Genomic DNA, 12,883 nt, shown 5'->3' with positions numbered 1-12,883 from the left:
AGGCAACGATGCCTGCCGAAGAACTCAGATTCGAGCACCACCCGTTCCAGCGCATCGGACCGGATGTGCACCTCATCCAGGACGTACAGTTCGCGCTCGGCCAGCCCCTCTGCGTTCCCATCAACTCCGCCCTGCTGACTGGCCAGGAGCCCGTCATCATCGACACCGGCTCGCCTCGCAACCGCCAGCAGTGGCTCGACAACGTCTTGTCCAATGTGGAGCCGGAGGACGTTCGCTGGGTGTTCGACTCGCACGAGGACGCCGACCACACGGGCAACCTGGAAACTGTTATGGCGCGTTGTCCCAACGCGACACTGCTGTGCAGCTGAGCACTGGTCGAACGGTTCAGCTGTGTCTACGATTTCCCGCTGCACCGCTGCAGGTGGGTGGCCGACGGAGACACCGTCGACATCGGCGACCGGCAACTGGCCGTGCTCCGGCCGCCGATCTTCGACTCACCGTCCACATTTTCCGTCTTCGATACGCGTAGCCGAATGATGTGGGCCACCGACACGTTCGCCACCGCCATCCCCGGAACACCAGGCAGTGCCGCTGATGCAGGACGTCCGCGAACTCGACCAGCATGCCTGGCGCGACGGGATGACCATGTTCGGGATCCACGGCCTGGCGCCTTGGGTCAGCATGGCGGACCCGCGCCGCTTTGCCGCCAATGTCACCACGCTCCAGAGGCTCGGCCCGAGCGTCGTTCTCACCGGCCACAGCCCTTCCATCCACGCCAATCGCGTCGACGAAGCCTGCGAAATCCTCGGCTCGCTGGCTGAAGCACCTGTCCCACCCTGCCCCGACCAATCCGTGCTCGATCTCATCCCCGCGGCCATGGGGGACTGAGTCCGCCGTCCTCGCTGGTCGCGCACCAGCCATTGCCTGCTGACACACAATTTCGCCCATCCCTGGGTCCATCTCCTGGAGACACTCATGCCTGAAAGCAGTACGAACATCACCGTCGTCGACAACTTCTTCCGAGCTGTGGAGCGCGGCGACATCGACGCCGTCCGCGGCATTTACGCCTCGGACGTTGCGATCTGGCACAACGACGGCGCCGGCGATCAGGGGCTCGAGGACAACCTCGTCGTACTGGGCTTGCTCGGTGGAGCCATTCACGGCATGCGCTTCGACGTTACCCGGCGGGCCGATGTCGGCGCCGGTGTCTTCCAACAGCACGTCCTGCGGGGGCAGTTGCCCGACGGGGAACAGGTGGGGTTCGACGCGGCAATGTACATCGCGGTCAACGACCGGAAGATCACGCGAATCGAAGAGTACTTCGACGTCGCCACTGTCACGCACCTCATCAATGCGGCCAAGAACGCTACGGACGAGGAGGTCTGAGAATGGGTGTTCTCGACGGAAAGGTCGCCTTGATCACTGGCGGTGGCCGCGGTCAGGGCCGCGCCCACGCCGCCATGTCCGCCGAAGGCGCTGAGATCGTCATTTGCGACCTCGATGGCCAGATCGACTGCATCCCGTACCCGATGAACTCACCTGGCGACATGGAGCGGACCCCGTAACGGGCCCCGCTGCTCGACCATCCCCACGCCCTCCCCCCTCGATCACCAGGTCAGGGGGAACGTAGTGGTCCGGCGTCACCGCCCACCAGGGCGCCGTCACCCGCAAGGGTGGAGATCAGCCGCCCTCGATGTGGTCGAAGCCGCGCAGCACGGGGTCCAGCTCCTGCGCTGCGCCGCACAGCGAGCACAGGCGCGTGCCGGGCTGTTCCGCGACGTCCAGCGCCCGCTCCAGGGGCAGCAGGGGCGCGTTCTGCGGGGCCTCTGCGCAGTCGACGGCGTGAAGCACGGCGCCGCCGGGCCCGCGACCGCCGGCCTTCTGCAGCACCCAGCCCGAGGGCCGCCGGGCCCCAGCGTCTCTCGGACCGCAGACGGCGGCGGCAGCCGCTCGGTGGGAACACGGTCGTAGGAGACGCCGTCGACCGGCCTCACGTGCTCTGGAGCGCGCACCCACACTCTGTACTCAGCGGCCTGGACGTCGCCGTCCTACTGGTGAAGAGGCAATGTTTCAGGCGTGCACTATTCCTTGCGCACGTGCTGCCGCTCTGCGCGCGCCACGGTCTTCCTGGCCGTCGACCATCACCTTGAAGGCCAGCTCCTGGAACACCATCCCGTGCCTGCACACAGCACCCCAGTCGGAGAACGTCCGCCGCTGCTTCAAGTCGTCCCCGGAAGCGATCTCGGAGCTGACGTGCCTGCTCGCGCCTGGCGACGCGCGCCGCTGAACCCTGCTGTCACTGGTGTGACGTGGGTCAGGCCGTGGCTGGGCGCGGACCACCGGCTGCGGGCCGCGGGGGCGTAGCAGCCGTCAGTCGCAGCCCTCGGCGGCGGCGCCTCGCGACGTGGCAGTCGAGGAAGTCCTCGCTCACTGCGGCCAGCAATCGATCGACCCGGTCGATCGGTCCGGCAGTCGACTGTTCACCCACGCGTGGCTGCACGTTTGCAGCATGCGCTATGTACGCCCGAGGGCCGGGCCGGGACACTTCCCTCAGCCCGCCAACAGCATGATGGCGGGCCAGTTCTGCACGCCAACTCGGAGGGTCTCTTGTCGTTGAAACTCAGACTCCGCGCGTTCATAGGCGCCCTGGCCGTCGCCGTGACGCTGGCAATGTTCACCACCGTCCCCGCGGCGCATGCCGCCGTCCCGGTTCCGTCGCAGGGATCGCCGACACAGCTCGACGTCGGCGACTGGAACGTCGAGTGGTTCGGTGCGCCGGACTTCGGCCCGACCAACGAGGCGCTTCAGCAGCAGAACGTCCGCGAGGTCATGGCGGGCGCCGACATGGACGTGTGGGGCCTCTCCGAGGTCGTCAGCACCTCGGCGTTCAACACACTCGTGGCCGGCATGCCCGGGTACACCGGGGTCGTGGCCAACGACCCGGTCGTGACGAACGGTGCGCAGTACTACTCGGACTTCGGCAACACCGAGCAGAAGGTCGCCCTCGTCTGGCGCTCCAGCATGGCCACCCTGGTGAGCGCGAAGGTCATCCTGACCAACCAGAACAGCAACTTCGCCGGCCGCCCGCCGGTGGAGTTCACGTTGCGCGGCACGTTCGACGGTGTCACCCGTGATCTCGTCTTCATCGTCCTGCACGCGAAGTCCGGGGCCACCCAGGACGCGTGGAACCTGCGCAACCCCGCGTCGCAGGCCCTCAAGTCCTACCTCGACACGACCTACCCCACACAGAACGTCTTCGTCATCGGTGACTGGAACGACGACGTCGACACCTCCATCGCACCCGGGTTGGCTTCGCCCTACGCCAACTTCGTGAACGACGCGGCGCGCTACACGTTCCCGACGCGGGCCCTGTCGCTGGCGGGCGTGTCGTCGACGGCGGGCTACCCGGACTTCATAGACCACCAGCTCACCACCAACGAGGTACAGGCGAAGTACGTCGCCGGCTCGGCGACCGCCTTCCAGCCCCAGGCATATGTCCCGAACTACGCTACGACGACCAGCGACCACTACCCGGTCCTGGCTCGCTACAACTTCGTCATCGGCGGTGGCGGCGGCGCGAACCAGCAGCCCAAGGCGTCGTACACGCACTCCTGCACCGCTCTCAACTGCACCTTCACCGATGGCAGCACCGACTCCGACGGCACCGTCGTGAGCCGCAGCTGGGACTTCGGCAACGGCCAGACCTCGACGGCGACGAACCCGACCGTGACCTACGCATCGGCCGGAACCTACGCGGTCTCGCTGACCGTGACGGACAACGGCGGGGCCACCCACACCACGACCCAGAACGTCACCGTCACCGCCGGCGGTGGTGGCGGACCCGCCAACGTCATCATCAACGAGGTGCTGGCCAACGAACCGGGCAGCAGCACCGCCGGCGAGGCCATCGAGATCGTGAACACCGGTGGCACGGCAATCAGCATCGCCGGCTGGACCGTCTCGGACGGGTCGGCAGTGCGGCACACGTTCGCGGCCGGTACGACGCTGCAGCCCGGTAAGGCGATCACCGTGTTCGGCGCGGGCTCCGCGATCCCCGGTGGCATCGTGGCGGTGGCAGCCAGCACCGGCGGCCTCAACCTGTCCAACAGCGGTGACCAGGTGATCCTGCGGGATTCGGCCGGAGCGACGGTCCAGTCGATGAGCTACTCCTCAAGCCAGGCGAACTCCGACGGGGTGTCCATCAACCGAAGCCCTGACGGCTCGGCGACCGGCAGCTGGGTCAAGCACAACACCATCAGCTCGCTGTCCAGCTCGCCCGGCCAGCGCGCCGACGGAACGGTGTACTGAGCCCCGATCCACCGGCCTGACTTCGTAGTGATCGTTTAGCGGGGGTTCGGGCTGGTCGGCTGGTGGAGGGCGTGCGGTAGCCGTTGGTCTGCCCAGCTCTTCCACATGTGCACGGTCTCGGGCCCTCGCAGGCTCGCGCGGCCGGGGAAGGCCAAGTACGGCCTTCCCCGGCCGCGGTCACTCGTCGTCGGTGGCGTGCCTGTCGCGCAAGGGCCACATTCCGCCGGGAAGGTCGGGGAGCTGGAAGGAGTACCGGCCCAGCATGTTGATGCGGTGCCGCACGAAGGGGGATAGGCGGGCGACGTCCTCGTCGCGGACGTCGAAGCCGTCCGTGCGCAGCTGGTTCACCGCGGCGTCCATGTACACCTGGTGTTGAACAGCACGAGGGCGTTGAGAACCAGTCCCAGAGCGTCGATCTGGTCCTCCATACCGTCCTGGTAGCGCTGGTAGAGCTGCCCGTTCCGGCCGTGGAAGATCTGGCGGGCCAGCGAGTCGCGGCCTTCCTGGAGGTTGGCCTGGCTCTTGATCTGGTGGTGGTAGCCGGGCTCGTCGGCCATGCGCAGGATGTGGAGGGGCTTGGCGATCCGCGCGTAGTGGGCGATGGCGTCGCCGAGCGGGGTGGGGCGGCCGTCGCGGGACAGCATTCGGATCACGTCGGTCCCGCGGGAGCATCCGCCACCGGCAGCCCGAGCGCAGCACGTAGAAGACCGAGTCAAGCACCAACCGGTCGGCGTACTTGCGCACCCCGCCACCTTTCCGCAGGGCACGCACGGGAAGAAGCGGCTGGATGATCTCCCACATCTCATCGGTCAGGCTGGATGGATAACATGGGCCGCTGACGGCCCCGGAGTTGTCGCACTGGCACACGCCACGTGATCATTCCGGGGTCGTCGTCACACCTGACGACCGGGCAACCAAGAGATCACACACTGTTGATCATCGGCCACCCGACAGCCTCTCAGCGGGCGTACACCTCGACTTCGGCCAGCGACAACGGCGTGCTGTCCGCCTCCAGCTGCACCCGCACGTAACGGCCGCGGCCATTGAGCTTCACGATCCGCTGGTTGCCGACCGACCCGGCGATCCGTACCGCCGTCACCCCGGGCGCGGTGCGCGACGCGGTCAGGTCTGCGGAGGTGAACTCGCTGTCGGAAGTCATGACCCAGAAGTTACTCAACCGCTGGTCGTACGGGGCGTCGGTGCGGTTGTAGAGCCACACCTCACCGATGTCGGTCGATGCTCCGAGGTCGACCTGCCACCATGCCTGGTTCGCCGCCTCGAGGGTGTGGGTGACGCTGTTGCCGCCCCAGGCGCCGTTGGTGTTGCCGTCGACCGCGCGCTCGGGCACACCACCGAACGCGGTCGAGTGCTGCTTGACCGGCTTGTTCTTGGCGAGGTTCGGAGTGCTGGGTTTCACGACGTCCCACGAGAGGGCTCGGCGGGCCACGTACTCGGAGGTCAGCGGTGTGTCGACGTTGAGCCTGATGATGAGGTCCGGGCCCGTCTTGGTGATCCCGTCGAGGTTCAGCAGCACGTCGCCTCGTGCGTCCTCGGTGAACGGCACCTTCTGACCTTCGGGGGTGAACGCCGAGCTCACCTTGGCATTGATGCAGGGAAGCCGGAGCTTGAATCCGGCCGGCTCATCGAGGACGTGCACGTAGATCTTCTTGCCGCGGTACGTCGCCCCGGCCACCGAGCTCGGGAGGTAGGGCCCGCCGCGTGTTCCGACGATTGCGCTCCGGTTCGAGCCCATCCACTGGCCGACCTGCTTGAGAGTCTCGGTGACCTCGTCCTCCAGGTAGCCGGTCTTCGTCGGCGGTACGTTGAGCAGCAGGTTGCCGTCACCAGTGGCGGTCTGGGCGAGGGTTTTGACCACCGTCGAGTAGTCGGACTTCCTGTGGTTCGGCTGCCACGACCAGTCCGGCGGGGTGATGGTGATGCATGACTCCCACGGGCGGACCGCGTTGAACTTGCCCACTGTCTGCTCGGGCGTGTCGTAGTCCGCGGCCCACGGGGCCGGCAGCGGCTGGAAGCCCATGTTGTTGTAAGCGCGGTTGTTGACGAGGATGCCGGGCTGCAGCTTCCGCGGAATCGTGTTGAGAAGCGGCGGGCGGAACACTTCCATGTCTGTGTAGGGCATGTGGTCCCACCAGAGGAAGTCGAGCTTCCCGTACTGCGTGAGCAGCTGATGGATCTGTTCCATCATGTACTCGTAGTAGGTGTTGTAGTCACCCTTGACGTAGTCGGGCTGGGTCCAGTCGCGCCCGGAGTAGTAGAAGCCCAGCTTGAGACCGGCGTCCCGGGTCGCCTCCGCGATCTCCCGCGTCAGGTCGCGTCCGGACTTCCCCATAGGCGTCTCGGAGTAGTCGGCGTAGAAGGACTTGCCGACGTTGCTCGCGCGGAAGTTCGGATATCCGTCGTGGTGCTTGGTCGTGAAGACGAGGTAGGTCATGCCGGCGGCCTTGGCCGTGGACACGAGCTTGGTCGCCCAGTCCGGCTCGGGCAGGAAGTCGCGGTAAGCGACGTCGTAGACCGGGTCGGACTTCACCGACGGGTCCTTGTACTGGTTACCCGCCCCCTCGCCCGGGCGATAGGCGTTGCGCCCCCAGCCGATCTCCCGGCCGACGACGGATGACGGGTTGAAGTGCACGAACATGCCGAAGCGCAGCGAAGCGAGGACGTTTCCGACGTGCTCCGGGTCCAGCCCGGCCACGCGGCCGGCCGCGGCGGGCTGGGCGCCGGCCTGCGCCCACGCCGGGGAACCGATCCCGACGGCGACAGGCACGGCAGCCATGGTCGCCAGCAGCCCGCGGCGGCTGAACCCTGTGGACTCGGTCCCGTCCGCTCTGTCGGCGGGAAGGGGTGTCTGTGACATGCGGCTCTCCATCTATGCGCGGTGCTGGGTGGAACGACAGGCGGCCCGCTCGAGGCCGCGTGGGATCAGCGGGCAGGGATCTTTGGCAGTTCTTGCCCACCGAGTTCACGTACACGTTCCGCAGGGCGGCCGGCGACACCGGCTTGGTTCCCGGGTCACAGAACCCGGCGGGCTCAGTGGCAGCCACCGTAGGCCAGGGCATACATCGGATCAATAGTTGTGACGCGGGGAAATTGCTCACGAGGAATATGCCCATCGAGCCGTCGACCCGAGGGGGCAACGAGGCCACTGTCGCCGGGATCGAAGCGCTTCCCGCCTTGAGGTAATCATCAAGCAAGCCCCATCGGCGACCCCTCGGCGGCATGCGCTTGTCGGCCGCCGCGGTTCCTCCTGCACGGATCATTAATCCGATGTCTTTCCTCTCTGACTTGCCAGCGCCCACCCTGTTCCGGGTGCTGCGGCGACAGGGTCGCAGCGCAGCCCTGCGCGATCTCCCCACCGGCGTCGCTGACCGTCGCCTTCTCCTCGGTCGGCCACCCGCAGACCCGCGGCCACCGGCTGCTCGGCCACTGCCGATGTCCCTCCCGGAAGGCCGGACGGCGTCGACCGGACCGAACCCTTCGACCTGATACCCACCGCCTCCGCCGCAGTCGACCGCGACGGTGTAATCGTGGGCTGGTTGCGCGAAGCCGAGGGGCCGCAGAGCCTGTCGGGTGGCTAGTTGATCACTGAGTGATGAGGTTCTCGATGGTGGTCTGCCGGGCGGTGTGACGGTGGGTGTCGTGGGTCCAGGCTGTGGGCTGGCCTGCGATACGGACGAGCATGAGGCGGATCGTCGCCACCTTGATCATCGCTTCCGAGGTGGCGGTGAGCCGCTTCGTAGTCACGGGCCGGGTGGCGATTGCGGACCAGCCGGCCAACGGTCCTTTCCCTGCCCACCGGCGGGGAAGGACCTGGAAGCCTTTCCTGTCATCGGTGCGTTTGACGATCTCCGCAACGACATCGAGGCAAGTCACGGGCCCAGGAAAGGAGCCTGGAATCAACGGAGTTGGCGTATCCGCCGTCTGCCCGACGAGGCCGACGCTGCGGAGGGTGTCGGCGAGGCGGGCCAGCACGGTACGACCTCCGGCGTGGTCCTGGACGGACGCGGAAGTAACGGCGATGACCAGGAGCAGGCACATCGTGTCGACGATCACGTGCCGCTTCCTGCCCGTTGTTCGCTTGCCGGCGTCGAATCCGCGTGATTCGCCGCCCTCGTTGGTGTTGATCGACTGGGCATCGAGTTCAGCCGCTCTGCCTCTCGCCCGGCGTTGGTACGCACCTGTCGGCGCAGTTCGTCGTGGATGCGGTCCCACGTGCCGTCCTTGCGCCATGTGGTGAACCAGTGGTGTGCGGCGTCCCAGGGCATCAGGTCACGTGGGAGCATCCGCCACTGGCACCCCGACCGGAGCACGTAGAAGATGGCATCGAGTACCAGCCCGCCCCCCGCACCTGCGCACCCCACCGCATTTACGCAGGTCACGCACGGGAAGCAGAGATCTGAGACCTCCCACATCGGATCACTCCAGGACCTTCGAACTCATCTGCCAGGAGATCTACGCACTTCTCACCGTCTACCAGGCACTATGCGCGCTCAAAGTCCACGCAGCCGAACAGGGAAAGGTCGACCCCGACCGGATCTGCTTCACCACGACAGTGCAACTCGCCCGGCTCACGACCGCCGGACAGACCGCAGCGAACCCGCAGGCCCTGTGCACCGCCCGACTCGAAGCCGTCCAGGAACTCCTCAACGACCTCCTGCCCTCACGCCGCGACCGCCGCTGCCAACGACTGAAGAAACCACCGAGGAACACCTTCGAAGCCAAACGCCGGGACGAGTCCCGCCCTCCCAGCCACGTCAGGTACTCACTCAAAGTCACGCCGAACCCGGGACACCTATCCTCACCTGCGCAAACACCCCAAATCACCGGCATTGCAGGTCAGGAGCACTTCTCGCGTTTGTGATCAAGCCTCGGACAAACCACCTCGTGAAAGCCCGAGGCTAAGCAGAGTGCGTAGTGCCAACCCGTCCGCTCACGCATGAGGCGCTTTCCGGCCCCACATCGGGGCAGGTCGCTCGTTACCACCAGCCACCGCCGCTACCTCCGCCTCGCCAGGCACGGACCCTGAACCAACGTGATCACCGATGCCCTGAACCGGCTCCACGCCCTCTCGAACCCCGGCTGACCAGCACGTTCCCGTCCCTGCGAGCAGCACCAGCCCACCGAGTAGCGGAACCCGGCGCCCACCCGACGCGAGAACCGGGCCCTCCACTCACTGCGAAGGGCCAGCCGGCAGGCTGACGGGCCTCATGAACGATCGACGCCAAGGAAGGCACATTGCCGCTGAAGAAACAGCGGCAATGTGCAGGGCCGGTCTCTGGTTTGGCGCCGTTGCAGTCACGCAGATGCAGCGGCGCGCCGTTTGCGATGCCCCTCTGATTCCACAGCAGCCTGCAGGGAAGCCAGCGGGTGACGGCTCGCATCAAGATCGACTCTCAAGTTCCCATTTGGCCAGAAGAGGTAGTTGCGTGACTGGCCGCTCGATCCAAATACATCGGATCTATGCCTTGCGCTCCAGCGGGTAACGATCCAGAATCGCCCCCCAGAACCCAGGAAACCGTCAGTCAACCCTCATCGAAAATCCGATGACTACGGACCTTTGGAGGCCGCGATGATACGTGGAAGACCCACACATCGCCTTTTTCTGGCCACGTCTGTTGCGGTCGCCGCCCTGGCGGCCACACTGGCCAGCCCATGGCCAAGCCTGGCCGCCAGCGCGACGACGATCTTTGTCGCGCCCACCGGCTTGGACACGGCCGCCGGTACGGCGAAGGCGCCGATCAAGACGTTGACCGAAGCGCAGTCCCGTGCCCGCAAGGCCCGGAATGCCGAGAGTGGGCCTGTGACCGTCAAGCTGGCCGACGGCACTTACCCGTTGACCAAGACGCTGACCTTGACCGAGGAGGATTCTGGAACCAAGGCGGCGCCCGTGAGGTGGCAGGCCGCCGCTGGGGCCCAGCCGGTCATTGCCGGCGGGCGGAGCCTTTCTCCGTCCTGGTCGACCTACAGCGGTCAGATCCAGGTCGCCACGGTGGGCGAAGACCTCGACTTCGACCAGGTGTTCATCAACAACAAGCGCCAGATCCTGGCCCGTTACCCCAACTACGACCCAAGCAAGAAGCTCGGCGGCTACGCATCGGACGCAATCGCCCCTTCCCGGGTCGCCCGGTGGGCCAACCCGTCGACTGCTCTCGTGCGCGGTCTGCACCAGTCCGAGTGGGGCAGCAACTCATATCGGGCCACCGGACGCAACAGCAACGGCACCCTGGCGATGACCTGGGTCGGCGACAATCAGCGCGGCAGCGGCCTGCACGGAACCTACCGGATGGTCGAAAACGTCTTCGAGGAGCTGGACTCCCCGGGCGAGTGGTACTACGACAAGGCCGCCGGCAAGCTGTACTACTGGCCCGCCACAGCGGTCGACCTGTCCAGCGCCACCGTCCGCCTGGGCGAGCTCGACGAGCTGATTCGCGTCCAGGGTACGAGCCCCTCCAGCCCGGCGCACGACATCACCTTCAACGGGCTCACCTTCACCGCTACCCATCGGACGCTGTACAACAGCACCTTCGAGCCGATCTCCCTGTCGGACTGGGCGATCGTACGGAAGGGAGCCATCGCGCTCAAGAACAGCTCCCGGATCTCCATCAAGTCCTCCACGTTCGACCATGTCGGCGGCAACGCGGTGTTCATGGACGGCTATGCGGAGCGCAACGTGGTGCGCAACAACGTGATCACCGGAGCCGGTGCTTCGGCCGTCGCGATTGTCGGATCGGAGCGCTCGGCCCGGCAGGCGTCCACATGGGGCCATGAGATCCGGACGATGAGCGACACCACACCCGGACCCGCCACCGAGGACTACCCGCGCCGCATCACCGTGGCGGACAACCTGATCACCCGTCTCGGTGAGTACGAGAAGCAGAGCGCCGGCGTCCAGATCGCCCGGGCGTTCCGGGTGACCGCCAGCCACAACACGATCCACGACGTGCCCAGAGCCGCCATCAACATCGGCGACGGCACGTTCGGCGGCCACAAGATCACCGGCAACGACATCTGGAACGCGGTGCGGGAGACCGGCGACCACGGCCCGATCAACTCCTGGGGTCGTGACCGCTTCTGGCCGATCCGCGACGTCACGGATGCGCAGCGCAAGGCATGGTCGAAGCTCGACCACCTGAAGCCGACGATCATCGAGCACAACCGGATCTGGCACGACCACGACTGGGCCGTGGACCTCGACGACGGCTCCAGCAACTACATCGTCCGGAACAATCTGTTGCTCAACAGCGGCACCAAGTTCCGTGAGGGCTTCAACCGGACAGCCACCAACAACATCTACGCCAACGGCAGCGCGCACTCCCACGTCTCCTACGCCGACAACGGCGACACCGTGACGTCCAACGTCTTCCTGACGGAAACGCCCTACAAGTTCATCCAGGCCGACCCCGCACACTCGAAGATCCAGTACGACAAGAACGTGTTCTGGAACAACGGGGGACCGGTCAGTTTCTCGCCGTACGGAAACAGCCTGTCCGGCTGGCAGGCGAGCAAGGGGGTCGACACCGGCTCGACCGTGGCAGACCCCAAGTTCACCGGCAAGTCCCCGTGGCAAGACCCGGCAAAGGCGGACTGGACACTGGACGCCACATCCCCGGCCCTGTCCCGCGGATTCGTCCAGATCCCGATGGGCTCCTTCGGGCGTCCGGGCTCCTCGGACGGCCCGCCGCCGCTGATCTGGCCGAGCAAGTCCCAGACCGCCACCCGGGAGTCGCTGCCCGAGCCGTTGCTCGGCGCGCAGATCACCGGTCTGTACTCCGACACTCTCGCGTCCTCGGTGGGCCTGACCCAGGGGCAGGGAATCTATCTGGAGTCGGTGCCCGACAACTCGGCCGCGGCGGCCGCCGGGCTACGCAGCGCCGATGTGATCCGCAAGTTCAACGGCACCGAGTTGACCTGGAAGAACAGCTTCTGGACGCTCTGGAACAAGACCCCAGCAGGCTCGAAGATCCAGCTGGAGGTCTTCCGCAACCAGCAGCCAGTCACGATGACCGTGACCAGACCTGGCGGCGGTGAAAAGATCAACAACACCTCGGGCGTCACGTACACCGGCACCGGCTGGGACTGGAAGGAGGCCAAGCGAGGCGGCGCTGGCAGCTACCTCGAGGACGTTGACGCCTCCATCACATCAGGTGACTCGTTCTCGCTGACCTTCCACGGCACCGGACTGAAAATGATCACCCAGACCAACTCCGATGAAACCGCGATAATGATCTCCGTCGACGGTGGTCCGGAACAGCGCGTCGACCTCGCCTCACCCAGCCGCGTCTTCCAGACCCAGGTCTTCGACACCGGCACGCTCACCGCCGGTGAGCACACGATCAAGGCCCGCAGCACCAGCAACGCGTACTTCATCGTGGACGCCTTGGAGATCACGCGCCCCAGCGGCTCATAGGACGAGCCCTTGAGCAACACGGAGGGACTCGTGGTCGCCTGGGCTCTGGACAGGGTGCGTAGTTCCACAGCGCACTTCCCGTGTCCCCGGTAGGCAATCCAGCAGGGATACTTGCGCATGGCGGGGCCATCACCCGCAAACGGTGATGGCCCCGTCCTGGACCAACTCCCCAGGGCGCCGAGCGGATCC

General features: G+C 66.2%; 8 protein-coding genes and 4 pseudogenes. 6 read left to right on the top strand and 6 right to left on the bottom strand.

Annotated features, from left to right (window positions below):
• The first annotated feature begins 8 nt into the window (after nt 1-8).
• The 4 genes from ACFVT5_RS38305 (at nt 9) to ACFVT5_RS38290 (ending at nt 1,526) form a co-directional block, all read left to right on the top strand.
• On the top strand, nt 9-329 hold the full coding sequence (locus ACFVT5_RS38305) for an MBL fold metallo-hydrolase (protein WP_389897987.1): 321 nt from the start codon (nt 9-11) through the stop codon (nt 327-329).
• A 217-nt stretch (nt 330-546) separates the two neighbouring features.
• Nucleotides 547-849: a hypothetical protein gene (locus ACFVT5_RS38300; RefSeq protein WP_389897984.1), complete on the top strand. Its 303-nt coding sequence runs from the start codon at nt 547-549 to the stop codon at nt 847-849.
• A gap of 87 nt (nt 850-936) precedes the next feature.
• Nucleotides 937-1,347: a nuclear transport factor 2 family protein gene (locus ACFVT5_RS38295; RefSeq protein ID WP_389897982.1), complete on the top strand. Its 411-nt coding sequence runs from the start codon at nt 937-939 to the stop codon at nt 1,345-1,347.
• A 2-nt stretch (nt 1,348-1,349) separates the two neighbouring features.
• Entirely contained in the window at nt 1,350-1,526 is a 177-nt protein-coding gene (locus ACFVT5_RS38290) for a hypothetical protein (RefSeq protein WP_389897979.1), read from the top strand.
• A gap of 115 nt (nt 1,527-1,641) precedes the next feature.
• Here the strand turns inward: ACFVT5_RS38290 and ACFVT5_RS38285 are convergent.
• Nucleotides 1,642-2,006: pseudogene (locus tag ACFVT5_RS38285) on the bottom strand (DUF6233 domain-containing protein); the annotation flags it as partial.
• Between the two features lie 568 nt (nt 2,007-2,574).
• Between ACFVT5_RS38285 and ACFVT5_RS38280 the strand changes: the two are divergent.
• Nucleotides 2,575-4,269 carry a lamin tail domain-containing protein gene (locus ACFVT5_RS38280; RefSeq protein ID WP_389897976.1) on the top strand — a complete coding sequence of 565 codons (1,695 nt, stop codon included), beginning with the start codon at nt 2,575-2,577 and terminating at the stop codon, nt 4,267-4,269.
• Nucleotides 4,270-4,446: 177 nt separating this feature from the next.
• Here ACFVT5_RS38280 and ACFVT5_RS38275 read toward each other — a convergent pair.
• The 5 genes and pseudogenes from ACFVT5_RS38275 to ACFVT5_RS38255 form a co-directional block, all read right to left on the bottom strand.
• Nucleotides 4,447-4,943: pseudogene (locus ACFVT5_RS38275) on the bottom strand (Tn3 family transposase); the annotation flags it as partial.
• Nucleotides 4,944-4,965: 22 nt separating this feature from the next.
• A pseudogene (locus ACFVT5_RS38270) lies at nt 4,966-5,070 on the bottom strand (hypothetical protein); the annotation flags it as partial.
• A gap of 157 nt (nt 5,071-5,227) precedes the next feature.
• Nucleotides 5,228-7,144 (bottom strand): alpha-L-fucosidase, encoded by a 1,917-nt coding sequence (locus tag ACFVT5_RS38265; RefSeq protein WP_389897973.1) that lies wholly within the window; start codon nt 7,142-7,144, stop codon nt 5,228-5,230.
• Between the two features lie 725 nt (nt 7,145-7,869).
• Complete coding sequence (locus ACFVT5_RS38260) at nt 7,870-8,517, bottom strand: transposase (RefSeq protein ID WP_389897970.1); 648 nt, start codon at nt 8,515-8,517, stop codon at nt 7,870-7,872.
• Nucleotides 8,496-8,699 (bottom strand): annotated as a pseudogene (locus ACFVT5_RS38255) (transposase); the annotation flags it as partial. The pseudogene ACFVT5_RS38255 and the gene ACFVT5_RS38260, both read right to left, overlap by 22 nt.
• Before the next feature lie 1,388 nt (nt 8,700-10,087).
• Between ACFVT5_RS38255 and ACFVT5_RS38250 the strand changes: the two are divergent.
• Nucleotides 10,088-12,694, top strand: a complete 2,607-nt coding sequence (locus ACFVT5_RS38250; protein WP_389897968.1) for a right-handed parallel beta-helix repeat-containing protein — start codon at nt 10,088-10,090, stop codon at nt 12,692-12,694.
• Nucleotides 12,695-12,883 lie beyond the last annotated feature (189 nt).

The organism is Streptomyces sp. NPDC058001, assembly GCF_042886315.1.
Taxonomy (GTDB): Bacteria; Actinomycetota; Actinomycetes; order Streptomycetales; family Streptomycetaceae; genus Streptomyces.
Note: the sequence above shows the minus strand (reverse complement) of the source record. Positions and strands in the feature narration are given on the sequence as shown.